23 protein-coding genes and 3 tRNA genes are annotated in these 24,085 nt (G+C 69.3%); 20 read left to right on the plus strand and 6 right to left on the minus strand.

The features are described from left to right. Window positions 1-51 precede the first annotated feature (51 nt). Entirely contained in the window at window positions 52-264 is a 213-nt protein-coding gene (locus tag B0675_RS12300; protein WP_081218853.1) for a hypothetical protein, read from the minus strand. Between the two features lie 82 nt (window positions 265-346). Further along, window positions 347-1,003, minus strand: coding sequence for an SDR family oxidoreductase (locus B0675_RS12305; RefSeq protein WP_179165285.1), 657 nt, complete (start codon window positions 1,001-1,003; stop codon window positions 347-349). 267 nt (window positions 1,004-1,270) lie between these two features. On the opposite strand from B0675_RS12305, the gene B0675_RS12310 reads away from it, so the two are divergent. Then, window positions 1,271-2,293: a hypothetical protein gene (locus B0675_RS12310; RefSeq protein WP_081218855.1), complete on the plus strand. Its 1,023-nt coding sequence runs from the start codon at window positions 1,271-1,273 to the stop codon at window positions 2,291-2,293. Between the two features lie 309 nt (window positions 2,294-2,602). Here the strand turns inward: B0675_RS12310 and B0675_RS12315 are convergent, their stop codons facing one another. Further along, the gene (locus B0675_RS12315) at window positions 2,603-3,850 is read right to left on the minus strand and encodes an amidohydrolase family protein (RefSeq protein ID WP_081218856.1); all 1,248 of its coding nucleotides are present in this window, start codon (window positions 3,848-3,850) and stop codon (window positions 2,603-2,605) included. Window positions 3,851-4,267: 417 nt separating this feature from the next. Here B0675_RS12315 and B0675_RS12320 point away from each other — a divergent pair. The 8 genes from B0675_RS12320 (at window position 4,268) to B0675_RS12355 (ending at window position 9,414) form a co-directional block, all read left to right on the plus strand. Further along, window positions 4,268-4,340: transfer RNA gene (locus tag B0675_RS12320), tRNA-Thr, on the plus strand. 46 nt (window positions 4,341-4,386) lie between these two features. Beyond that, window positions 4,387-4,459 (plus strand) — tRNA-Met (locus tag B0675_RS12325). Window positions 4,460-4,546: 87 nt separating this feature from the next. After that, complete coding sequence (rpmG, locus tag B0675_RS12330; protein WP_003948671.1) at window positions 4,547-4,711, plus strand: 50S ribosomal protein L33; 165 nt, start codon at window positions 4,547-4,549, stop codon at window positions 4,709-4,711. A 168-nt stretch (window positions 4,712-4,879) separates the two neighbouring features. After that, complete coding sequence (locus tag B0675_RS12335; protein WP_081218857.1) at window positions 4,880-5,332, plus strand: MaoC family dehydratase N-terminal domain-containing protein; 453 nt, start codon at window positions 4,880-4,882, stop codon at window positions 5,330-5,332. Between the two features lies 1 nt (window position 5,333). Continuing rightward, window positions 5,334-5,762, plus strand: a complete 429-nt coding sequence (locus tag B0675_RS12340; protein WP_081218858.1) for a MaoC family dehydratase — start codon at window positions 5,334-5,336, stop codon at window positions 5,760-5,762. Window positions 5,763-5,908: 146 nt separating this feature from the next. Further along, a complete protein-coding gene (locus B0675_RS12345; protein ID WP_179165286.1) occupies window positions 5,909-6,478 on the plus strand; it encodes a TetR/AcrR family transcriptional regulator in 570 nt (189 codons plus the stop codon). Between the two features lie 94 nt (window positions 6,479-6,572). Continuing rightward, complete coding sequence (locus tag B0675_RS12350) at window positions 6,573-8,213, plus strand: MFS transporter (protein WP_241539766.1); 1,641 nt, start codon at window positions 6,573-6,575, stop codon at window positions 8,211-8,213. A 145-nt stretch (window positions 8,214-8,358) separates the two neighbouring features. Beyond that, complete coding sequence (locus tag B0675_RS12355) at window positions 8,359-9,414, plus strand: UDP-N-acetylmuramate dehydrogenase (protein WP_081218859.1); 1,056 nt, start codon at window positions 8,359-8,361, stop codon at window positions 9,412-9,414. A gap of 85 nt (window positions 9,415-9,499) precedes the next feature. On the opposite strand, the gene B0675_RS12360 is transcribed toward B0675_RS12355, so the two are convergent. After that, window positions 9,500-10,132, minus strand: a complete 633-nt coding sequence (locus B0675_RS12360; protein WP_081218860.1) for an NAD(P)H-binding protein — start codon at window positions 10,130-10,132, stop codon at window positions 9,500-9,502. 136 nt (window positions 10,133-10,268) lie between these two features. Here B0675_RS12360 and B0675_RS12365 point away from each other — a divergent pair, with 136 nt between their 5' ends. Then, window positions 10,269-10,901, plus strand: a complete 633-nt coding sequence (locus B0675_RS12365) for a TetR/AcrR family transcriptional regulator (RefSeq protein WP_179165287.1) — start codon at window positions 10,269-10,271, stop codon at window positions 10,899-10,901. A 9-nt stretch (window positions 10,902-10,910) separates the two neighbouring features. On the opposite strand, the gene B0675_RS12370 is transcribed toward B0675_RS12365, so the two are convergent. Both B0675_RS12370 and B0675_RS12375 read right to left on the minus strand, forming a co-directional pair. Beyond that, on the minus strand, window positions 10,911-11,930 hold the full coding sequence (locus B0675_RS12370; RefSeq protein WP_081218861.1) for an adenosine deaminase: 1,020 nt from the start codon (window positions 11,928-11,930) through the stop codon (window positions 10,911-10,913). Between the two features lie 172 nt (window positions 11,931-12,102). Continuing rightward, entirely contained in the window at window positions 12,103-13,329 is a 1,227-nt protein-coding gene (locus B0675_RS12375; RefSeq protein WP_081218862.1) for a pyridoxal phosphate-dependent aminotransferase, read from the minus strand. Between the two features lie 247 nt (window positions 13,330-13,576). Here B0675_RS12375 and B0675_RS12380 point away from each other — a divergent pair. From B0675_RS12380 to rpoB, 10 genes are all read left to right on the plus strand, one after another. After that, a tRNA-Trp gene (locus B0675_RS12380) sits at window positions 13,577-13,649 on the plus strand. Between the two features lie 108 nt (window positions 13,650-13,757). Further along, the gene (secE, locus tag B0675_RS12385) at window positions 13,758-14,036 is read left to right on the plus strand and encodes a preprotein translocase subunit SecE (protein ID WP_081218863.1); all 279 of its coding nucleotides are present in this window, start codon (window positions 13,758-13,760) and stop codon (window positions 14,034-14,036) included. Between the two features lie 77 nt (window positions 14,037-14,113). After that, the gene (gene nusG, locus B0675_RS12390; RefSeq protein WP_081218864.1) at window positions 14,114-14,992 is read left to right on the plus strand and encodes a transcription termination/antitermination protein NusG; all 879 of its coding nucleotides are present in this window, start codon (window positions 14,114-14,116) and stop codon (window positions 14,990-14,992) included. Between the two features lie 193 nt (window positions 14,993-15,185). Next, a complete protein-coding gene (rplK, locus tag B0675_RS12395) occupies window positions 15,186-15,620 on the plus strand; it encodes a 50S ribosomal protein L11 (protein WP_081218865.1) in 435 nt (144 codons plus the stop codon). Window positions 15,621-15,714: 94 nt separating this feature from the next. Further along, the gene (gene rplA, locus B0675_RS12400) at window positions 15,715-16,440 is read left to right on the plus strand and encodes a 50S ribosomal protein L1 (RefSeq protein ID WP_081218866.1); all 726 of its coding nucleotides are present in this window, start codon (window positions 15,715-15,717) and stop codon (window positions 16,438-16,440) included. Window positions 16,441-16,629: 189 nt separating this feature from the next. Beyond that, the gene (locus B0675_RS12405; protein ID WP_081218867.1) at window positions 16,630-17,544 is read left to right on the plus strand and encodes a hypothetical protein; all 915 of its coding nucleotides are present in this window, start codon (window positions 16,630-16,632) and stop codon (window positions 17,542-17,544) included. Window positions 17,545-17,718: 174 nt separating this feature from the next. Beyond that, a complete protein-coding gene (locus B0675_RS12410) occupies window positions 17,719-18,576 on the plus strand; it encodes a DUF1396 domain-containing protein (RefSeq protein ID WP_081218868.1) in 858 nt (285 codons plus the stop codon). A gap of 320 nt (window positions 18,577-18,896) precedes the next feature. After that, window positions 18,897-19,427, plus strand: a complete 531-nt coding sequence (gene rplJ / locus B0675_RS12415; RefSeq protein WP_081218869.1) for a 50S ribosomal protein L10 — start codon at window positions 18,897-18,899, stop codon at window positions 19,425-19,427. Window positions 19,428-19,537: 110 nt separating this feature from the next. Further along, complete coding sequence (gene rplL / locus B0675_RS12420) at window positions 19,538-19,918, plus strand: 50S ribosomal protein L7/L12 (RefSeq protein WP_081218870.1); 381 nt, start codon at window positions 19,538-19,540, stop codon at window positions 19,916-19,918. A gap of 640 nt (window positions 19,919-20,558) precedes the next feature. Then, window positions 20,559-24,044 carry a DNA-directed RNA polymerase subunit beta gene (gene rpoB, locus B0675_RS12430; RefSeq protein WP_081218871.1) on the plus strand — a complete coding sequence of 1,162 codons (3,486 nt, stop codon included), beginning with the start codon at window positions 20,559-20,561 and terminating at the stop codon, window positions 24,042-24,044. Window positions 24,045-24,085 lie beyond the last annotated feature (41 nt).

Here is a 24,085-nt window from a genome sequence, read left to right on the forward strand (position 1 = left end):
AGTGCCCGGCCCGTCGACCCCTCGCAGGGTGCTCAGAGGCCCTCGGACGCGTCAGAACAGCGGCAGTTGGCCGGGGAAGTCCGGGACCGCGTAGCCGTCCAGGGTGGGCTGGGCCGCGCCGAGTTGGGCCTGCCGGCGTGAACCGGGGCACGAGACCAGCTCGCCGCTCTCCCGCCCGCCGGGCGGATCGTGCCGAGCGAACCGGCCCGCGACGACCGCGATCTCCCGGCGGCACTCGGGGCAGTGTCTACGACGCGATGACATGCCATCAGTGTGCCCCGCGCCCGCCGGGTCGTGTCGGACGGCATGGGTGACACGTCCCGCCGCACGGTCCGAACGACAGGCCCTAGTTCCCGGCCACCGACTTCACCGCCACCGAGATCGGTGTCGAGCCTCCGATCGCCTCCAGGGTCAGACCGGCCGTCGCCGAGGTGTCCACCAGCTCGGCGAGGATCGCGGCGACGTCGTCACGGGGGATCATGCCGCGCCCCGTGGACGCCTCCAGCCGTACCAGGCCGGTGCCGGCGTCGTCGATCAGGCTGCCGGGGCGCAGGATCGTCCAGTCCAGGCCCTTACGGCCGCGGATGTACGCGTCGGCTTCGCCCTTGGCCCGCAGATACGCGTCGAAGATCTCGTCACCGGGGTGGTCCGCGTCGGCGCCCATCGAGGAGACGACCACGTGGCGCCGTACACCCGCGAGCTCCGCGGCGTCCGCGAACAGGATGGCCGCGCCCTTGTCCACCGTCTCCTTGCGGTCCACCCCGCTGCCCGGGCCCGCGCCCGCCGCGAAGACGGCCGCGTCCGCTCCGCGCAGGTGTGCCGCGACATCCTCCACCGACGCCGACTCCAGGTCGCACAGGGCCGGCTCGGCGCCCGTCGCCCGCAGATCGTCGCTCTGCTCGGCGTGGCGGATGAGCCCCACGACCTCGTCGCCGCGCGCGGAGAGCAGCCGCTCCAGCCGCAGCGCGATCTGACCATGACCTCCAGCGATGACAATGCGCATGTCTCCGACCGTACGCCCGGACGGACCCGTTCGCCGCACAACCCTGTGGACAACTCATGCGTCACATGGGTGATCACTGTGGACGCACCGGGTGCGCCAGGTGCGCCGGATCCATCAGGTGCGCCGGTCGGCCCGCACGGGCCGATGGCCCGGTGCGGCGGACCCACGGTGGTCACGTCGAGAACGACGGAACACGCGAACGAAGGATGACGGGCGGCCCCGCCCGGCGTCGTAGAGGAGACCACCATCACCGCCATACGCAAGACCGTGACCGCGGCCGGCTGCACCGTCGCCCTCCTCGCCACGGCGGCCGCCTGCGGCACGGTCGAGAACCTCACCGCCGGTCAGAAGGTGGACCACGCGGTCGACCGGCTCGGCGAACAGAAGTCCCTCTCCTTCCGGTTGGACCTGGACGCCGACGCATCCGCGATCAGCGCGCTGGGCGGCGACGCCGACCCGGACGAGGCGCTGCCGCCCGAGGTCGCGAAGGCCCTGAGCACGCTGCACGTCGATGTCTCGGTCAAGTCGAGGAAGCCGCTGGCGGATTCGGGCGAGAAGGACCTTCTCGGAACGGGCCTGAAGGTCTCGGGAGCGGACGGCGTCCTGGCCGAGTTCCGCTTCGTCGGCGACTTCACGTACTACCGCGCCGACATGAAGGCCCTCGGCAGGACGATGGGCTTCCCCCTGCCGTCCGCCGACGACCTCCCTCCGGGCGAGAAGGAGATGAGGAAGGTCTTCGAGGGCGACTGGGTGAAGATCGACACCAAGGCCCTGGAAGATGCGCAGAAGTCCGCGGGCGGCCCCAAGGGTGCCGGCGGCTCGGGTGACATCGACGCCAGGACGCAGAAGAAGATCCTGGACGCGGTCGGCGCGGTCGTCGGCCGCAAGGTCACCTTCCGTACCGAGGAAGGAGCCGACGGCGTCGAGCACGTCGTCGCCACGGGCAACTTCCGCGATCTGGTCACCGGCGTCGTCGCCAGACTCCGGCCGCTCCAGGGCGACCTTCCGGCGGGCATGGAACTCCCCACCGCCAAGGACCTCAAGGACGCCCCGGACAAGAAGGTCTCCGCCGACTTCACCCTGAAGAACGGCGACCTCCGGCAGATCAGGATCGACCTCGCCGCTCTCGCGGACGGCCCCAAGGGCACCAGACTCCCCCTCGTCCTGAAGTTCGCCGAGGCCGGAGACATCCGTGCGCCGAAGGGAGCCACGGAACTCCCGCCGGGCACGTTTCCCGGCGTCGGCCCCGGAGTACTGGGCGGCGGCGTGCTCGGCGGCGGCGAACTCTAGAGGGCCCGCGCGAGCCGACCCTGCATTGGCCGACTCCGCGCGAACCCCGGCAACCCGCTCCACCCGCGCAAGCGGAGTCCGTCGACTCGCTCAACCTGCCCGAGCCGAGCCCGCACCGCGACAGCCCCGCCCTCGTCCCACCGGCCTCCAGCCCACCGCCTCCAGCCCACCGCCTCGGCAAAGCCTCCGAAGGCCGGTGGGCCGGTGAGCCGGTGGGCCGGTGGGCGAGTCGTCCGGCGTCCGGTTGGTCGGAGTCCCGCCTCGGGGTGGACCGGATCGGCATGGGGCCGGATCGGCCGGATCGTGTTTCTACGAGAGCCCCCCGCGCCCCTGTCGCGGCAGGTCGAGCCCCGACGCGGACGCCGAGTTGCAGTACTCGCGCACCGCGCTGGTCCGCGCCACCACGCGCCCCCGGTGCACGACGATCCGGCTGTACGCGAGGGACAGCACCCCGTCGAGCCGGTCCCCCCGCACGGCCAGCAACTCGGCCGGGAACCCCGCCTCCACACGCACCTCCGGCAGCCCGAGAGCGGCCCGGGCGGCGCAACTCACCGCCTCGTAGGCGTCCTCGGGGCGCAGGCCGTGGAGGGAGGCCAGCAAGTAGGCGGCCTCCAGGGGGTCGCCACGGCCCACCGGGTTGGACACGTCCCGCAGGGCGCCGCTGCCGGCCGCCACGCGCACCCCGGCCGACCGCAGCAGCCGTACGGGAGCGGTGGCGCGGACATCGGCCGAGGCGCATCCCCCCTGCGGCAGACAGACCACCGTCACGCCGGCCGCGGCGAGTTGGTCCGCGGCGCGGGACGCCACCTCGGTCGGCAGCCCGCCGAGTCCGCCGCACGGTCCGAGCGTCACGCCCGGACGCAGCCCGCCCGCCATGGCCGCGAGCCGGGCGAGCCGCGCAGGGTCGGCGGCGTCCGTGTGCAGGTCGACCGGGCAGCCGTGTTCGGAGGCGAGCTCCAGGACCGCCTCCACGTACCCGGTGGGATCGGGGTCGGCGTCCGGGCAGCCGCCCACCACGGAAGCGCCCATCTTCAGGGCGTCCCGCAGCATCGCGAGCCCGTCGGCCCCGGCCGCCCCGGTCAGCAGCCGGGGCATCGCCACCGTGGTCAGTTCGGCGAGGCCCCGCAGCGACCGCCGTACCTGGAGGACCGCCGCCAGCGCGTCCAGCCCCTGTACGTCGCCGACGCGCACGTGGGAGCGCAACGCCGTGGCGCCGTGCCCCAGTTGCAGCAGGGCGGCCTCGGTGGCCCGGCGCTGGATCTCCTGGTCGTCGTAGGCGAGCGGGCCGTCGCCGTCGGCCGTCAGGGCGGTGTCGCTGTGCGCGTGGGCCTCCGCGGGCGCCGGCAGGAGGAGGAAGCCGTCCAGGTCCACCTTCGCGGCGAGGGCCCCGGAGGCGCCCGCCAGGCTTCCGGCGGTCCCGACCGCCTCGATCCGTCCGCCGCCCAGCCGTACGTCCACGGACCGGCCGTCGGTGAGGCGCGCTCCGCACAGCAGCAGCGCTGAGGTGTCGGTCTGTCCCGACGAGGAGGGGGGCGGCTGCTGCTGTCGGTCGGGCATCGCGCTCCTGGGCTCGAGGGCGGCTGCGGGAGGGACGGCTGCGGAACGAGGGGACACAAGATCACGCAGCGTGAGTCGAGCCTAGGGTGGCGACCCGTCAACGTCGGGGAGGAGCGCAATAGTCGTACCGGTGTGGCCCGTCGGTGCCTGGTCGACCAGGCAGCGCCGCACCGGACCGGACCTGGGAGGGAGTCCGGCGACACGGCGCGGGTGACGGGAACGGCGGGGCTCCGGCTGCGCCGGGACGGCCTCGGGAGACCTCGTCACACCCTCGTCACCGCGTGTGATCCGTGGGCCGCCAGGGGTGCTTGAGAGGTCCCGGGAACGGCCGGGCGAACAGCGGGGAACAGGCCGGGGCGGGTGCCGCGAAACGGATTTGGGCGATCGGCGGGCGACCGTGTAATGTCTTCATCGCTCGCCCCAATAGCTCAGTCGGTAGAGCGTCTCCATGGTAAGGAGAAGGTCTACGGTTCGATTCCGTATTGGGGCTCTGGTGTGAGAGGTTCCCGTCGCAAGGCGGGGGCCGATCTCATCAAAGCGGTGTAGCTCAGTCGGTAGAGCAAGCGGCTCATAATCGCTGTGTCACCGGTTCAAGTCCGGTCACCGCTACTGACAGTAGCCGATTGCGGGGTCGGTCCTTCGATCGGCTACTCTTCTATGCATTAATGTCCCATCCGTTCGTCAAGGAGCACTCCTGTGGCTGCCACCGACGTCCGCCCGAAGATCACGCTGGCCTGCGTGGAGTGCAAGGAGCGGAACTACATCACCAAGAAGAACCGGCGTAACAACCCGGACCGACTGGAGATGAAGAAGCACTGCCCGCGTTGCAACGCGCACACCGCGCACCGCGAAACGCGATAATTCAGGCTCGTACACGAGGCCGTCCCCTTCGCGGGGGGCGGCCTCGCGTCGTTGTGCAGCCGTGTCCGGCACGGATCCGGGGCACCGGAGTCCGCGGCGGCCCGGCCCTTCCGGGTCCGCGGTGGACCCGGCGTCATACAGCGAAGACAACCAGGAGGTGCCGAGCCCATGGCGCTCGACCAGTCCTTCGTGGGGCGGTCCTACCCGCCCACCGACCCCTACGAGGTCGGCCGGGAGAAGATCCGCGAGTTCGCGGAGGCCGTCGGCGACGGTAACCCCGCGTACACGGACCCCGAGGCCGCGCGAGCGCTCGGTCACCCTGACGTGATCGCCCCGCCGACCTTCGTGTTCGCCATCACGTTCAAGGCCGCCGGGCAGGTCGTCCAGGACCCGCAACTGGGCCTCGACTACAGCCGGGTGGTGCACGGTGACCAGAAGTTCGCGTACACCCGGCCCGTGCGGGCCGGCGACCGGCTGACGGTCACCTCGACCATCGAGTCGATCAAGTCCCTCGCGGGCAACGACATCCTGGACATCCGTGGCGAGGTCCACGACGAGGCGGGCGAGCACGTCGTGACAGCGGTCACGAAGCTTGTGGCGCGCGCGGCGGAGGTGGGCTGACATGGCGGCGAAGATCTCTTACGCGGACGTCGAGGTCGGCACCGAGCTGCCGGCCGGGACCTTCCCCGTGACCCGTGCCACGCTCGTCCAGTACGCGGGCGCCTCCGGGGACTTCAATCCGATCCACTGGAACGAGAAGTTCGCCGTCGAGGTGGGTCTCCCCGACGTGATCGCGCACGGCATGTTCACCATGGCCGAGGCCGTCCGCGTCGTCACCGACTGGGTCGGCGACCCCGGCGCGGTCGTCGAGTACGGCGTGCGGTTCACCAAGCCCGTCGTCGTCCCGAACGACGACAAGGGCGCCACCATCGAGGTCAGCGCCAAGATCGGCGCCAAGCTCGACGACAACACCGTGCGCGTCGACCTCACGGCGACGAGCGCGGGCCAGAAGGTCCTCGGGATGTCCCGCGCGGTCGTACGACTGGCCTGAGCGGCAACCCGCGGCGCAAGGCCGAGGCCCGCTTAGAGGCCGGGGTAAGGGGCGTCCGCCCATGGCGGACGCCCCTTACCTGTCTCCGGCAGCCACCGGTTCCCCGTCTCTTGACGTAGTTAGTGATTGAGTACTAACTTAGCCGCATGGTCAGGATGAGCGCAGAAGAGAGGCGCGAGAGCGTCGTCCGCGCGGCGATGAGCGAGTTCGCGCGGGGCGGTTACTACGGCACCTCCACCGAGGCGATCGCCAAGCGCGTGGGTGTCTCGCAGCCGTATCTCTTCCGGCTCTTCCCGGGCAAGAAGGCGATCTTCCTAGCGGCCGCCGAGCGGTGCATGGACCTCGCGCGGCAGACGATGGAGGAGGCCTCCGAAGGCCTGGAGGGCGAGGAAGCCCTGCACTCCATGGCGAACGCCTATGTGAAGGTCATCGCGGAGCACCCGGAGCGGCTGCTCATGCAGATGCAGATGTACGTCGCGGTGGCGGCGGCCGAGGAGGCCGGCGACCACGAGCTCGGCGAAGCGGTGCGGGCCGGCTGGATGCGGCTGTGGGACACGGTGCACGTGCCGCTCGGCGCGCAGGTCGACGACACGGCGACCTTCATGGCGTACGGCATGCTCATCAACTGCCTGGTGTCGATGGGGTTCCCGCCCGAGCACCGGGTCTGGGAAGGGCTGTATCCGTCGGCGCGGGTCACGGGTCGGCTGGAGAAGTAGGGCCGGGGGAGGGCGGAGTTCCGCACCTCTTTCTGCCCGCTGAAGTTAGTCATCAATAACTAACCAATGATCCACATCATCCTCTGGGGGAGCGATGACACAGCGGACGGCACGGACGGACCGGAACGGACCGGCGGAGCAGGACCGATCGGCGGAGCAGGACGGGCAGGCGGAGCAGGGCGGACCGACGGATCAGGGCGGGCCCGGCGGTCCGGCCGGGACATCGACGACGAAGACGTCCGGGACGCCGGACAAGCGGCGCGGCGGCGCCGGCTGGGCCCTAGTCATCACCAGCGTCGCCGGATTCATGGCGGCCCTCGACAACCTCGTCGTCACCACCGCCCTGCCCTCGATCCGCAAGGACCTCGGGGGAGCGCTGGACGACCTGGAATGGACCGTGAGCGCCTACACGCTCACCTTCGCCGTCCTGCTGATGTTCGGCGCGGCCCTCGGTGACCGGTTCGGCCGCCGGCGGCTCTTCCTCGTCGGCCTCGGCATCTTCACCGGTGCCTCCGCCGCCGCGGCCATGGCCCCCGGCATCGACTCCCTGATCGCCGCCCGGGCCGTCCAGGGCGTCGGCGCCGCGATCATGATGCCGCTGACCCTCACCCTGCTGACCGCGGCGGTTCCGGCCGCACGGCGCGGGATGGCGTACGGGATATGGGGCGCGGTGAACGGACTCGCGGTCGCCTCCGGACCCCTCATCGGCGGCAGCCTCACCGAACACGTGTCCTGGCACTGGATCTTCTGGCTGAACGTCCCGCTGGGTCTCGCCGTCCTCCCGCTCGCCCGGCTGCGGCTGTCGGAGTCGTTCGGCAACGGCAACCCGCTCGACTTCCCCGGCACCCTGCTCGCCAGCGGCGGCCTCTTCGGGATCGTCTACGGCCTGGTCCGCGGGCCCGCCGAGGGATGGACCAGCCCGTTCGTGCTGACCGCCCTCTTCGCGGGTGCCGCGCTGCTCGCCGGGTTCGTCCTGCACGGCAGCCGCGCCAGGAACGCGATGCTCCCGATGCGGCTCTTCCGTTCCCGCGCCTTCGCCGGGATCAACGCGGCCAGCCTGCTGATGTTCCTCGGGATGTTCGGCTCGATCTTCCTGCTCAGCCAGTACATGCAGGGCGTGCTCGGTTACTCGCCGACCGAGGCGGGCCTGCGGATGCTCCCCTGGACCGGGATGCCGATGCTGGTCGCACCCATCGCCGGCTATCTCTCCGACCGCGTCGGCGGCCGTCCCGTCGTGGCGACCGGCCTCTTCCTCCAGGCCGCCGGGCTCGCCTACTACGCCTCCGTGGTCGCCGCCGACGCCTCGTACGCGGCGCAGCTGCCCGCGCTGATCATCAGCGGCATCGGGATGTCCCTCTACTTCGCCCCCGCGTCCAACCTGGTCATGTCCAGCGTCCGGCCGCAGGAGCAGGGCATCGCCTCCGGAGCCAACAACGCGCTGCGCGAGGTGGGCGGTGCGCTCGGTATCGCGGTGATGTCCTCGATCTTCTCGGCGCAGGGCGGCTACGCGACGGCACAGAGCTTCATCGACGGACTGCGGCCCGCGCTGGTCGTCGGCGCCGTGGTGGTGGGTCTCGCGGGTCTCGCCGCGCTGGCCATCCCGAGCGCCGGACGCCCGGAGCGCGCCGAGACGGGCGGGACACCGGCGCCCGCTCCCGAAGCGGACCGGGCCGAGACCACTCGGACCGGCGCCGCCCGGGCGGAGACCGGGTCCCTGGAGACCACCGCCCGCTGACGCCCCGAACGTCCCCGCGGCACGACGAAACGGCTCCGCCCGACGGCGGGGCCGTTCGCCGTGCGCGGGCGCCTCGGCTTCGGCACGGCCGTGCGGCGCGCACCGGTGGCCGGAGGCTCCCGGCCCTTCTCGTAGTCTTGGCCCCGTGCTGGAACTCCACGATGCCCCGCTCGCCCCGCTGACCACCTTCCGGCTCGGCGGCCCGGCCGCCCGGCTGATCACCGCCACGACCGACGCCGAGGTGGTCGCCGCCGTGCGCGAGGCCGACGCCGCCGGTACGCCGCTGCTGCTGATCGGCGGTGGATCGAACCTGGTCATCGGCGACAAGGGCTTCGCGGGCACGGCTCTGCGCATCGCCACGGAGGGTTTCTCGCTCGACGGCACGACGCTGGAGCTGGCCGCCGGAGAGGTGTGGACCGACGCGGTCGCCCGCACCGTCGAGGCCGGGCTCGCCGGGATCGAGTGCCTCGCCGGCATCCCCGGCTCCGCGGGCGCGACCCCGATCCAGAACGTGGGCGCGTACGGCCAGGAAGTGTCGTCGACGATCAGTGAAGTGATCGCCTACGACCGCAGGACGGGCGAGACGGTCACGCTGACCAACGCCGAGTGCGCCTTCTCCTACCGGCACAGCCGCTTCAAGGCCGACCCCGACCGCCATGTCGTGCTGCGCGTCCGTTTCGAACTGGAGGACGCGAACGGCCTCTCGGCGCCGGTCAAGTACGCCGAGACCGCCCGCACGCTCGGTGTCGAGCCCGGGGACCGCGTCCCCCTCGCCGACGCCCGCGAGACCGTGCTGAAGCTGCGCGCCGGCAAGGGCATGGTGCTCGACCCCGAGGACCACGACACCTGGTCCGCCGGGTCGTTCTTCACCAACCCGATCCTCACCGACGAGGCGTTCGCCGCGTTCCACGCGCGCGTGCGGGAGCGCCTCGGCGCCGACGCCGTGCCGCCCGCCTATCCCGCCGGCGAGGGGCACACCAAGACCTCGGCGGCCTGGCTGATCGACAAGTCGGGCTTCACCAAGGGCTACGGAACCGGCCCCGCCCGCATCTCCACCAAGCACACGCTGGCCCTCACCAACCGGGGCGAGGCCAGCACCGAGGACCTCCTCGCGCTCGCCCGCGAAGTCGTCGCCGGAGTCCACGACGCCTTCGGCATCACCCTGGTCAACGAGCCGGTCACGGTCGGCGTCAGCCTCTGACCCCCAGGCTCTGCGTCGTCGAGGCTCCCTGACGCCGGCGGTCTCCGACACGGACGGTCCGCCGACGGCGGCTCCACGGGGGTGCCTAGTAGGCGATGCCCACGCCCTGCTTCACCGTCGCCGGGTCGTCGGTCATCGCCAGCATCGCGTGGGCCACGTCGGCGCGTCCGATGAGGCGGCCCCGGGCCGGGAATCCGCCCACGGCCGTGCGGTAGGAGCCGGTCACCGGCTTGTCCTGGAGGCGGGGCGGGCGAACGGTGGTCCAGTCCGTGGCGCTCGCGGCCAGCGCGGCCTCCATCTCCCTCAGGTCGGCGTACACGTCCTTCAGGAGCGACGAGATCATCCCCCGCATGGCGCGGTCGACGAACCCGTCCTCCGCTGCCGCCGGGCCGACCGGACTCGCGCTGACCACCAGCAGGCGCCGGGTCCGCTCCGCCTCCATGGCGCCCAGCACCGTACGGGTCAGCCGTGAGGCGACCCCGGCGTCCTTGCGGCGACGCGCGCCGAGACCCGACAGCACCGCGTCCCGGCCCGCGACGGCGGGGCGCAGCGCCTCCGGGTCGGTGAGGTCGGTGCGGAACACCTCCAGACCGGCGCCGGTGACCGTGAGGCGCGCGGGATCCCGCACGACGGCTGTGACCTGGTGGCCCGAGCCCAGGGCCTGACGGACGATCTCCTGGCCGATGCCTCCGGTGGCACCGAGAACGGTGAGTTTCATGACCTGCTCCCAGCGGGTGGACGGGACGGAAGAACGAGGTGGGTGAGTGTTCACTCACCTCTGCTCCTCCTAGAGTGAGTAAGTACTCACCCACCCGTCAACCCCGCGAGGACGCGCCGTGGAATCCTTGGGCCCCATGCAGCAGACATCAGCCACCGAGCCCGTGCGGTCGAAGCCGGCCAGAATCCGCATCCTGGACGCGGCACACGAGCTCATGCTCACCCTCGGCCTCTCCCGTGCCACCACCAAGGAGATCGCGAAGGCGGCCGGCTGTTCCGAAGCGGCCCTCTACAAGTACTTCTCGAGCAAGGAAGAGCTGTTCATCCGCGTCCTGCAGGAGCGCCTGCCCCGGCTCGGCCCGCTGCTGGAACGGCTGACCGCCGAACCGGAGCAGCACTCCCTGGAGGAGAACCTCACCGCGATCGCCCGCCAGGCGGCCCTCTTCTACGAGCAGAGCTTCCCGATCGCCGCCTCGCTGTACGCGGAGACCCAGCTCAAGCGCCGTCACGACGAGGCGATGCGGGCCATGGGAGCCGGACCCCACATGCCGATCCGGGGTGTCGCCGCGTATCTGCGCGCGGAGCAGGAGGCCGGGCGGGTCCAGCCCGGCGCCGACACCTACGCCGCCGCCTCACTCCTCCTCGGCGCCTGCGCGCAGCGCGCGTTCGCCTACGACGCGACCCAGGACGGCACGGCCCCACCGCTCGACACCTTCGCGCCGGGGCTCGCCCGCACCCTGCTCACCGGGATCGCGCCGGTCGGCCCGTGACGGACCGCTCTAGGAGGTCAGCCAGTCGTCGACGCCGGACAGCAGCTTGGCGCGCATGTCCTCCGGTGCCGCCGAGGCGCGGATCGACTGCCGGGCCAGCTCGGCCAGCTCCGCGTCCGTGAAGGCGTGGTGGCGCCGCGCGATCTCGTACTGGGCGGCGAGCCGTGATCCGAACAGCAGCGGGTCGTCGGCGCCGAGGGCCATCGGGACCCCGGCTTCGAACAGAGTCCTCAGGGGTACGTCGGCCGCCTTCTCGTAGACGCCCAGCGCGACGTTCGACGCGGGGCAGACCTCACAGGTCACCCCGCGGTCGGCCAGACGCTTCAGCAGACGGGGGTCCTCGGCGGCCCGCACCCCGTGGCCGATCCGGGAGGCGTGCAGGTCGTCCAGGCAGTCGCGGACGGAGGCGGGCCCGGTCAGCTCCCCGCCGTGCGGCGCGGCCAGCAGCCCGCCCTCCCGCGCGATCGCGAAGGCGCGGTCGAAGTCCCGCGCCATGCCCCGCCGTTCGTCGTTGGAGAGCCCGAATCCGACGATCCCGCGGTCCGCGTACCGCACGGCGAGCCGGGCCAGCGTCCGGGCGTCCAGCGGGTGCTTCATCCGGTTCGCGGCCACCAGGACGCGCATCCCGAGCCCGGTGTCCCGCACGGCCGAGTCGACCGCGTCGAGGATGACCTCCAGGGCCGGGATCAGACCGCCGAGCCGGGGGGCGTACGACGTCGGGTCGACCTGGATCTCCAGCCACCCGGAGCCGTCCTTGATGTCCTCCTCGGCGGCTTCGCGGACCAGCCGCTGGATGTCCTCGGGCTCTCTCAGGCAGGACCGGGCGGCGTCGTACAGGCGCTGGAAGCGGAACCAGCCGCGCTCGTCGGTCGCCCGCAGCTTCGGCGGTTCCCCGCTGGTCAGCGCGTCCGGCAGTCGTACGCCGTACTTGTCGGCCAGTTCCAGCAGGGTCGTGGACCGCATCGACCCGGTGAAGTGCAGGTGCAGATGGGCCTTCGGCAGTTCACTTACATCACGTACGCGCTCCATCCCAGGATCTTGCCGCACGCGGATGGCGTGCCGGTAGCGCTTTCCCTGATCGGGGGCTTGCCCGAACGAAGAAACGGGGGCCGGCCACCGGGTGGGTGGCCGGCCCCCGCACGTGCGCGTGGAGCGTGGTGTCCGCCGGTGCTCCCAGGGGCACCGGCGGACGAGTGAGGTGTCAGGCCGTCGCCTCGGCGAGCAGCTTCTGGATCCGGCTGACGCCCTCGACGAGGTCCTCGTCACCCAGGGCGTACGACAGCCGCAGGTAGCCCGGCGTGCCGAAGGCCTCGCCCGGGACGACCGCGACCTCGGCCTCCTCCAGGATCAGCGCGGCCAGCTCGACCGTGTCCGCGGGGCGCTTGCCGCGGATCTCCTTGCCGAGCAGTGCCTTCACCGACGGGTACGCGTAGAACGCGCCCTCGGGCTCGGGGCAGAGCACGCCGTCGATCTCGTTCAGCATGCGGACGATGGTCTTGCGGCGGCGGTCGAAGGCCTCGCGCATCTTCGCGACGGCCGTGAGGTCGCCCGAGACGGCGGCGAGCGCGGCGACCTGGGCCACGTTCGAGACGTTGGACGTGGCGTGCGACTGAAGGTTGGTCGCGGCCTTGATGACGTCCTTCGGGCCGATGACCCAGCCCACACGCCAGCCGGTCATCGCGTACGTCTTGGCGACGCCGTTCACGACGATGCACTTGTCGCGCAGCTCGGGCACCACGACGGGCAGGGAGTGGAACTCCGCGTCGCCGTAGACCAGGTGCTCGTAGATCTCGTCGGTCAGGACCCACAGGCCCTTCTCGGCGGCCCAGCGGCCGATCTCCTCGATCTGCTCGCGGGTGTAGACGGCGCCCGTCGGGTTGGACGGCGAGACGAAGAGCAGCACCTTGGTGTTCTCGGTGCGGGCGGCCTCGAGCTGCTCGACCGAGACGCGGTAGCCGGTGGTCTCGTCGGCGACGACGTCCACCGGGACACCGCCGGCGAGACGGATGGACTCCGGGTAGGTCGTCCAGTACGGCGCGGGGACGATGACCTCGTCGCCCGGGTCGAGGATCGCGGCGAAGGCCTCGTAGATGGCCTGCTTGCCGCCGTTGGTGACGAGGACCTGGGCGGCCTCCACCTCGTAACCCGAGTCGCGCAGCGTCTTCGCGGCGATGGCGGCCTTCAGCTCGGGGAGCCCGCCGGCCGGGGTGTAGCGGTGGTACTTGGGGTTCGAGCAGGCTTCGATGGCCGCCTGCACGATGTAGTCGGGGGTCGGGAAGTCCGGCTCACCGGCGCCGAAGCCGATCACCGGACGTCCGGCGGCCTTGAGGGCCTTGGCCTTGGCGTCCACGGCGAGAGTGGCGGACTCGGAGATCGAGCCGACTCGGGCGGAGACCCGGCGCTCGGTGGGAGGGGTTGCAGCGCTCATGGCACCCATCGTTTCAGACCGGAAACGCCCCCGGCACGCGGGTTTCACAGACTGAACAGCGGCAGAACATCCGTCCGCTTCTCCGGGCCCCACCAGTGGATCTTCAGCGGAGGCGGCACGTGCGGACACTTTCTGTTCGACGCCCGGCTCAGGAGCACGTACACTCTCACCTCGTTGGCCTTCACCGGCCGCACCCAACCGATGCCACCGAGCACCCGGGCGGATGCGGTACGTTGGGGGAAATCAAAGGGTCGTAGCTCAATTGGTAGAGCACTGGTCTCCAAAACCAGCGGTTGGGGGTTCAAGTCCCTCCGGCCCTGCTACACACACCTTTCGCCAGGATGTGTGCGCATGTACGTACTGCATTGCACCGCCGTGCGGCTCAACCGGGCGCGGCACGGCCACGACCCGGAATCAGGTGAGGACGAGTGACGGACGCCGTGGGCTCCATCGACATGCCTGATGCCGAGGCGCCCGAGTCCAAGAAGCCCCGCAAGGGCGGTAAGCGTGCCAAGAAGGGCCCGCTGAAGCGCCTTGCCACCTTCTACCGCCAGATCGTCGCGGAGCTCCGCAAGGTCGTCTGGCCGACTCGCAATCAGCTGACGACGTACACCACCGTGGTGATTGTCTTCGTCGTCATCATGATCGGCCTGGTGACCGTGATTGACTATGGGCTCAACCACGCCGCCAAGTACGTCTTCGGCTGAGCCGAGAGCGAAGGGCGCCGTCACCGGCGCCCCTTTCGCGTGTTCCACCCCCATGTATCCAGGAAGAAGCAGCCACCGTGTCTGACCCGAACCTGAACGACGCCTCCGAGTCGGTCGAGTCCGTTGACGACGAACTCGAGGTCGTCGAGGGAGCGGACGTCGTGGACGAGTTCGAGGCTGCCGATGCCGCCGCCGGCGAGCCCGCCGAGGACGCGGCCCTGCACGTCGAGGACGAGTCCGGTGAGGACGTCGCGGACGAGGACGTGCCCGCCGAGGCCGTCGCCGCCGACGAGTCCGAGGAAGCCGCCGAGGTCGAGGCCGAAGAAGAGGCCGAGCCCGTCGACCCCGTGACCGCCCTGCGCGAGGAGCTGCGCACGCTCCCCGGCGAGTGGTACGTCATCCACACGTACGCCGGTTACGAGAACCGCGTGAAGACCAACCTCGAACAGCGTGCCGTCTCGCTGAACGTCGAGGACTTCATCTTCCAGGCCGAGGTGCCGCAGGAAGAGGTCGCGCAGATCAAGAACGGCGAGCGCAAGACCATCAAGCAGAACAAGCTCCCGGGCTACGTCCTGGTCCGCATGGACCTGACGAACGAGTCCTGGGGCGTCGTTCGCAACACCCCCGGCGTCACCGGCTTCGTGGGCAACGCCTACGACCCGTACCCGCTGACCCTGGACGAGATCGTCAAGATGCTCGCTCCGGAGGCCGAGGAGAAGGCGGCCCGCGAGGCTGCCGAGGCCGAGGGCAAGCCCGCGCCGCAGCGCAAGGTCGAGGTCCAGGTCCTGGACTTCGAGGTCGGCGACTCGGTCACCGTCACCGACGGCCCGTTCGCCACGCTGCAGGCCACGATCAACGAGATCAACGCCGACTCGAAGAAGGTCAAGGGCCTCGTCGAGATCTTCGGCCGCGAGACTCCGGTCGAGCTCTCCTTCGACCAGATCCAGAAGAACTAGCAGCTTCTGGACGTACGTCTTCCGAACAGGTCAGACGGGCTCTAGCAGCCGGTCTGACCTGCTCGGTTTTTAGCCGCGCATGGATACCCGTTATCGTTGTGCGGTATGCCTCCATCCGGATCATTGGTCCGACTGGGGGCAGCCGTCCGGGGCGACTCGGACGTAGGAAGGCGAAAACGAAAGAGGACCCGGAATGCCTCCCAAGAAGAAGAAGGTCACGGGGCTCATCAAGCTCCAGATCAACGCCGGTGCGGCGAACCCGGCCCCGCCGGTCGGCCCCGCGCTGGGTCAGCACGGCGTCAACATCATGGAGTTCTGCAAGGCCTACAACGCCGCGACCGAGTCGCAGCGTGGCTGGGTGATCCCGGTGGAGATCACGGTCTACGAGGACCGCTCCTTCACCTTCATCACCAAGACTCCGCCGGCCGCCAAGATGATCCTCAAGGCCGCGGGTGTCGAGAAGGGCTCCGGCGAGCCGCACAAGACCAAGGTCGCCAAGATCAGCCAGGCGCAGGTCCGCGAGATCGCCACGACCAAGCTGCCCGACCTCAACGCCAACGACCTGGACGCCGCGTCGAAGATCATCGCCGGCACCGCCCGTTCCATGGGCATCACGGTCGAGGGCTGACACCCACCTTCGTAGGAAATCTGCGGCTCCGGCCGCACGTGGCAGGGCCTGCTCGGCCCACACCACGACTCCTCAGAACACATCAGGAGCAGTAGTGAGCAAGCGCAGCAAGTCTCTCCGCGCTGCGGACGCCAAGATCGACCGGGAGAAGCTCTACGCCCCGCTCGAGGCCGTCCGTCTCGCCAAGGAGACCTCCACGAGCAAGTTCGACGGCACCGTCGAGGTCGCCTTCCGCCTGGGTGTCGACCCGCGCAAGGCCGACCAGATGGTCCGTGGCACCGTGAACCTGCCGCACGGCACCGGCAAGACCGCCCGGGTCCTGGTCTTCGCGACCGGTGACCGTGCTGCGGCCGCGGAGGCCGCCGGCGCCGACATCGTCGGCTCCGACGAACTGATCGACGAGGTCGCGAAGGGCCGTCTGGACTTCGACGCCGTCGTCGCCACCCCGGACCTCATGGGCAAGGTCGGCCGCCTCGGCCGCGTGCTCGGTCCCCGTGGTCTCATGCCGAACCCCAAGACCGGCACCGTGACCCCCGACGTCGCCAAGGCTGTCACCGAGATCAAGGGTGGCAAGATCGAGTTCCGCGTCGACAAGCACTCGAACCTGCACTTCATCATCGGCAAGGTGTCCTTCGACGACACCCAGCTGGTGGAGAACTACGGCGCGGCCCTCGACGAGATCCTTCGTCTGAAGCCGTCGGCCGCCAAGGGTCGCTACATCAAGAAGGCCGCTCTCAGCTCGACGATCGGCCCCGGCGTCCCGGTCGACCCCAACCGCACCCGCAACCTCCTCGTCGAGGAGGACCCGGCCGCCGTCTGAGCCCTCCGCTCACCCCGGTGACCGCGTCGCGCACGCGAATCTGAGACGGGCCCCGCAACCTTTCGAGGTGCGGGGCCCGTCCTCATGTCCGGAGCCCTTCCGCGGCGAGCGCCCGGCGGGATTCCGGACACGTGCGTCAGTGGCCCGCGCTAGCGTGCGGTCACAGGAATCACACAGGGGTGGGAACGAATGAAGAGCACCATCGTGCGCGGGGCGAGCCTTTCGATCGCGCTGACCGCCGCGCTCGGGGGCCTGACCGCCTGCAACTCCTCGGACACGTCCGGGAGTTCCGGGAAGGACGACAAGGCGGTCCACAAGGGCACCGCCCGCGTGAGCCCCATAGCGGCGCTCCGCTCGGCGGAGCGGTCCACCGACGGCGCCGACTCCGCGAAGGTCGAGTCCACGACGTCCATGGGCACGCTGATGGACATGAAGGCCGACGGCGTCATGGGCTGGGCGGACGGCCTCACCGGCACGATGACCATCACCTACACGGGTGGCACGCTCGCCGACACCATGCGGCGGACCGGCAGCACCTCGATGCAGGCGCGGTACCTCTCCGACGCGTACTACGCGCGGATGAGCGACACGTTCGCCCGGCAGTCGGGCGGCAGGCACTGGATCCGGTACGCGTACGACGACCTCGCCCAGTTCGGCGGCAGCTCGGGCGCGTATCTGAAGGACCAGATGCAGAACACCACGCCGAACCAGTCGGTGAAGCTCCTGCTCGCCTCCGGGGACGTACGGAAGGTCGGCCCGGAGACCGTGCGCGGCCGGCGGACCACGCACTACTCCGGCACGGTCGACGTGGCCGACCTCGCGACCAGGTCGTCCCACCTCAGCGCCGGCCAGCTCGCCGATCTCAAGAAGCAGCTCACCACGGCCGGCGTCAGCACCGAGAAGGTCGACATCTGGGTGGACGGCGACGACCTGCTCGTCAAGAAGGTCGAGAAGGGCGAGCTGACGAGCGGCACCATGACGTCGACGGCGTACTACAGCGACTACGGGACGAAGGTCTCCGCCGAGAAGCCCCCGGCCTCCGACACCGCCGACTTCAAGGACCTCCTGAAGGCCCAGGGAGCCGCCGGAGGGGCCACGTCCTGACCTCCGGAGGCCGCGCCTCCGGTCCCGCCCGCACAGCGGTCCTGAGGCGGTCTCGCGTCGGCCGCGCGACCGCTGGACGGGCGCCGGAAACTCTGAGGATCTTGTCCGACCCCTCAGGTATGTTCATGCCGCATCTGAATCTGTGAATCACTCATCTGTTTCCTGGGGGGAATCATGAGAACTGCTGTGCACACCTCGGTACGGCGCGGAGCGACCGGCGCGGCCCTCGCGGCCCTGGTCCTGGGCGGGGGAGCGGTGGCCTGTTCCCAGGGCACCGACCAGTCGCCGGAGATGTCGCCCGCCGCGGCCGTGGCGAAGGCGGCGAAGAACACCGACGACATCACCTCCCTGCACTACCGCATGGCCGGCACGGTCCCGGAGGAGGGGAAGGTCACCGCCGAGGCGTCGATGAGCATGAAGCCGTTGGCCATGAGCATGAAGATGACGGCCGCGGACTCGGGTACCGACGGCCCGGTCGAGATGCGCCTGGTGGACGGCGCGATGTACATAGGCGGCGGCGCGCAGGCCGCCAAGGAGATGGACGGCAAGAGCTGGATCAAGTTCGACATGTCCGCGCTCGGCGCCGACAACGGAATGAACGCGGACCAGCTGGGCGGGGGCGAGGCCGACAAGAACCCGGCGGCCGAGTCCACCTTCCTCACCGGCTCGAAGAACGTGAAGAAGGTCGGCACCGAGACCGTCGAGGGCGTGAAGACCACGCACTACAAGGGGTCGATCACCCTCGCGGGCCTCCGCAAGACGCTGAAGGGCGAGAAGAAGGCCACCCGCGAGCAGCGCGAGAAGAGCCTCGAACAGTACGAGAAGATGGGCCTCGACGGGTTCACGATGGACGCCTGGATCGACGGCGAGAGCCGCACCAAGCAGTTCCGCATGCGGGGGACCGCCGACAAGGGCCCGCTCGACATGACCGTCACCTTCCTCGACTACAACAAGCCGGTGACCGTGAAGGCCCCGCCGGCCAAGGACACCGCCGATCTCGCCGAGATGATGAAGGGCGCCCAGGCGGGCTGATCCGCGTGGGCGGGTCCGGTCGGCGCCCGGTATCACTGGGCCGTTCGGCCGGATTTGCTTCGCGGAGTTCGTTTCACGTACTCTCCACGAGAAGCCAAAGACCGCTGGTCGTTGCCTCGTTCTCGCAAGAGGGCGTGGTGGCCGAAGGATCCGCTGAAACTGCGGACGACCCGCGTAGGTGATCGTGGACATGTTCCCGGAACCCGCTGCCACGCGTGCGGATCATCCGGTAGAGCTACGCCCCGTGCGCCTGCGCCGGGGCGTTTTGTTTTGTCGGCCCCTTCTGAGCGGTCCTCATCACCCGGAAGGAGGCCACGCTTATGGCAAGGCCCGACAAGGCTGCCGCGGTAGCCGAGCTCGCGGACCAGTTCCGCAGCTCGAACGCCGCTGTGCTGACCGAGTACCGGGGTCTCACCGTGGCGCAGCTCAAGACGCTGCGTCGTTCGCTCGGTGAAGACGCCCAGTACGCCGTGGTGAAGAACACGCTGACCAAGATTGCGGCCAACGAGGCCGGGATCTCTACGCTCGACGACCTTTTCAACGGTCCGACGGCGGTCGCCTTCATCACCGGTGACCCGGTGACGTCGGCGAAGGGTCTTCGTGACTTCGCCAAGGACAACCCGAACCTCGTCATCAAGGGCGGTGTCCTTGACGGCAAGGCGCTGTCCGCCGACGAGATCAAGAAGCTTGCGGACCTCGAGTCCCGCGAGGTTCTGCTCGCCAAGCTGGCGGGTGCCTTCAAGGGCAAGCAGACGCAGACTGCTCAGCTCTTCCAGGCCCTCCCCTCGAAGTTCGTCCGCACCGCGGAGGCGCTTCGTGTCAAGCAGGCCGAGCAGGGCGGTGCCGAGTAATTCGGCTCGCGCATTGACCGCCGCCTGAGGCGACGGTCGCAGCGGGCCGAACGTACGCCCGCCTCACCAGTACATACCGGCACCTGCCGAATGAGTGGAAGGACGCCATCATGGCGAAGCTGTCCCAGGAAGAGCTGCTCGCGCAGTTCGAGAACCTCACCCTCATCGAGCTCTCCGAGTTCGTGAAGGCCTTCGAGGAGAAGTTCGACGTCACCGCCGCCGCCGCGGTCGCCGCTGCCCCGGCCGGCCCCGCCGCCGCCGCCGAGGCCGCTGAGGAGCAGGACGAGTTCGACGTCATCCTCACGGGTGCCGGCGACAAGAAGATCCAGGTCATCAAGGTCGTGCGTGAGCTCACCTCGCTGGGTCTGAAGGAGGCCAAGGACCTCGTCGACGGCGCTCCGAAGCCGGTCCTCGAGAAGGTCGCCAAGGAGGCCGCCGAGAAGGCTGCCGAGTCCCTCAAGGGCGCCGGCGCCTCCGTCGAGGTCAAGTAACTCGACGAGCCTCTCAAGGGCTCCTGTGAAGCTGCCACAGCCGCTCACGTAGCGCTGTAACGCTGACGCACCGAAGAGCGATCACCCAACTGGGTGGTCGCTCTTCGGCGTTGCCGGGGGTCCCCGAAGCGGCTGCCTTGCACTGCAGGTCACGGCGAGTATGGTGATCTTCGTTGTGCCCCTCGCAGCCCTGTGACAGGCAGAGAGACGGGTTGCGGGACGGGCCGGACGTGACGATCGCGGCACACGCTTTGGGCCTGGGGGGCCTTGACGAACCGCACGCAGCGCGCAATTCTCAGGACGCGTCGTCACAACGATCCGTATCCGAGGCATGGATCGGCGGCGAAGAGGGCAGTATCGATGTGCATCGAGGGCATGGCTTGCGGCAGGTGTTGAGGACGACGAAGAGGGTCTCAAAAACCGGGACTGGACATCAGTGGGCCGAGTGGCTACACTGACCCTTTGCGCTGCCTGTTAGCTGCCTCCTGCCCGTCACCAGGGGCATACCCATGCTGGAGCATCGACGATCGGATCATCTCTGACCTGGCCTTATCCGGCCGGACAGAGAAAGGCCCGATGCTGTGTCCGACATGGGACCGGTACGCGCGTAGTGAGTCCGAGCCCTCGGAAGGACCCCCTCTTGGCCGCCTCGCGCACTGCCTCGACCGCGAATACGAACAACGGCGCCAGCACCGCCCCGCTGCGCATCTCCTTTGCAAAGATCAAGGAGCCCCTCGAGGTTCCGAACCTTCTTGCGCTGCAAACCGAGAGCTTCGACTGGCTGCTCGGCAACGACGCGTGGAAGGCTCGTGTCGAGGCGGCTCTGGACAGCGGACAGGACGTCCCCACCAAGTCCGGTCTGGAGGAGATCTTCGAGGAGATCTCCCCGATCGAGGACTTCAGCGGGTCGATGTCCCTGACGTTCCGCGACCACCGCTTCGAGCCCCCGAAGAACTCCATCGACGAGTGCAAGGACCGTGACTTCACGTTCGCGGCCCCGCTCTTCGTCACCGCCGAGTTCACCAACAACGAGACCGGCGAGATCAAGTCCCAGACGGTCTTCATGGGCGACTTCCCGCTCATGACCAACAAGGGCACCTTCGTCATCAACGGCACCGAGCGTGTCGTCGTGTCGCAGCTGGTCCGCTCGCCGGGTGTCTACTTCGACTCCTCCATCGACAAGACGTCCGACAAGGACATCTTCTCCGCCAAGGTCATCCCGTCCCGGGGTGCCTGGCTGGAGATGGAGATCGACAAGCGCGACATGGTCGGTGTCCGCATCGACCGCAAGCGCAAGCAGTCCGTCACCGTTCTCCTGAAGGCCCTCGGTTGGACCACCGAGCGGATCCTCGAGGAGTTCGGCGAGTACGAGTCCATGCGCGCCACCCTGGAGAAGGACCACACCCAGGGCCAGGACGACGCGCTGCTCGACATCTACCGCAAGCTGCGTCCGGGCGAACCGCCGACCCGTGAGGCCGCGCAGACGCTTCTGGAGAACCTCTACTTCAACCCGAAGCGCTACGACCTCGCCAAGGTCGGCCGGTACAAGGTCAACAAGAAGCTGGGCAGCGACGCCCCGCTCGACGCCGGGATCCTGACCGTCGAGGACATCATCTCGTCGATCAAGTACCTGGTGAAGCTGCACGCCGGTGAGACCGAGACCGTTGGTGACAACGGCACCTCGATCGTCGTCGAGACCGACGACATCGACCACTTCGGCAACCGTCGTCTGCGCAACGTCGGCGAGCTCATCCAGAACCAGGTCCGCACGGGTCTGGCTCGTATGGAGCGCGTCGTCCGCGAGCGCATGACGACTCAGGACGTCGAGGCGATCACGCCGCAGACCCTGATCAACATCCGGCCGGTCGTCGCCTCCATCAAGGAGTTCTTCGGCACCAGCCAGCTGTCGCAGTTCATGGACCAGAACAACCCGCTGTCGGGTCTCACCCACAAGCGCCGTCTGTCGGCGCTTGGCCCGGGTGGTCTCTCCCGTGAGCGGGCCGGCTTCGAGGTCCGTGACGTGCACCCGTCGCACTACGGCCGCATGTGCCCGATCGAGACCCCCGAAGGCCCGAACATCGGCCTGATCGGCTCGCTCGCCTCCTACGGCCGGGTCAACGCGTTCGGTTTCGTCGAGACCCCGTACCGCAAGGTCACCGGTGGCGTCGTCACCGACGACGTCGACTACCTGACGGCCGACGAAGAGGACCGATTCGTCATCGCGCAGGCCAACGCGCCGCTGTCGGACGAGTTCCGCTTCGAGGAGTCCCGCGTCCTGGTCCGCCGTCGTGGCGGAGAGGTCGACTACGTCCCCGGTGACGACGTCGACTACATGGACGTCTCCCCGCGCCAGATGGTGTCGGTCGCGACCGCCATGATCCCGTTCCTGGAGCACGACGACGCCAACCGTGCCCTCATGGGCGCGAACATGATGCGCCAGGCCGTTCCGCTCATCAAGTCCGAGGCGCCGCTGGTCGGCACCGGCATGGAGTACCGCTGCGCGGTCGACGCCGGTGACGTCCTGAAGTCGGAGAAGGACGGTGTGGTCCAGGAGGTCTCCGCGGACTACATCACCACCGCCAACGACGACGGCACGTACACCACGTACCGCCTGCACAAGTTCTCCCGGTCGAACCAGGGCACCTCCGTCAACCAGAAGGTTGTCGTGGACGAGGGCGCCCGCGTGATCGAAGGCCAGGTCCTGGCCGACGGTCCCGCGACCGAGGACGGCGAGATGGCGCTCGGCAAGAACCTGCTCGTGGCGTTCATGCCGTGGGAGGGTCACAACTACGAGGACGCGATCATCCTGTCGCAGCGCCTCGTGCAGGACGACGTCCTCTCCTCGATCCACATCGAGGAGCACGAGGTCGACGCCCGTGACACCAAGCTCGGCCCCGAGGAGATCACCCGGGACATCCCGAACGTCTCCGAAGAGGTCCTCGCCGACCTCGACGAGCGCGGCATCATCCGTATCGGTGCCGAGGTCGTCGCCGGCGACATTCTCGTCGGCAAGGTCACGCCCAAGGGTGAGACCGAGCTGACGCCGGAGGAGCGCCTGCTGCGCGCGATCTTCGGTGAGAAGGCCCGTGAGGTCCGCGACACCTCCCTGAAGGTCCCGCACGGCGAGATCGGCAAGGTCATCGGTGTCCGCGTCTTCGACCGTGAAGAGGGCGACGAGCTGCCGCCGGGCGTGAACCAGCTGGTTCGTGTCTACGTGGCGCAGAAGCGCAAGATCACGGACGGTGACAAGCTCGCCGGCCGTCACGGCAACAAGGGTGTCATCTCGAAGATCCTGCCGATCGAGGACATGCCGTTCCTGGAGGACGGCACCCCGGTCGACATCATCCTCAACCCGCTGGGTGTCCCGTCCCGAATGAACCCGGGACAGGTCCTGGAGATCCACCTCGGCTGGCTCGCCAGCCGCGGCTGGGACGTCTCCGGTCTCGGAGAGGACTGGGCGAAGCGCCTGCAGGCGATCGGAGCCGACAAGGTTCCGCCGCGCACGAACGTCGCCACCCCCGTCTTCGACGGTGCGCGTGAGGACGAGCTCGCCGGTCTCTTCGAGCACACCCTGCCCAACCGCGACGGTGACCGTCTGGTCCTCCCGTCCGGCAAGGCGCGGCTGTTCGACGGTCGCTCGGGTGAGCCGTTCCCGGACCCGATCTCGATCGGCTACATGTACATCCTCAAGCTCCACCACCTGGTCGACGACAAGCTGCACGCCCGGTCGACCGGTCCGTACTCGATGATCACCCAGCAGCCGCTGGGTGGTAAGGCTCAGTTCGGTGGTCAGCGCTTCGGTGAGATGGAGGTGTGGGCGCTGGAGGCGTACGGCGCCGCTTACGCCCTCCAGGAGCTCCTGACGATCAAGTCCGACGACGTCACCGGCCGCGTGAAGGTCTACGAGGCCATCGTCAAGGGCGAGAACATCCCTGAGCCCGGCATCCCCGAGTCCTTCAAGGTGCTCATCAAGGAGATGCAGTCCCTCTGCCTCAACGTGGAGGTGCTGTCCAGCGACGGCATGTCCATCGAAATGCGTGACACCGACGAGGACGTCTTCCGCGCGGCGGAGGAGCTCGGCATCGACCTGTCCCGGCGCGAGCCGAGCAGCGTCGAAGAGGTCTGACGGGAGTCCGGCCGGGCCTTGACCGCCTGTGGAAAAGGTGA

Origin of the sequence: Streptomyces sp. M41(2017), assembly GCF_002078175.1 — a bacterium.
Lineage (GTDB): Bacteria > Actinomycetota > Actinomycetes > Streptomycetales > Streptomycetaceae > Streptomyces.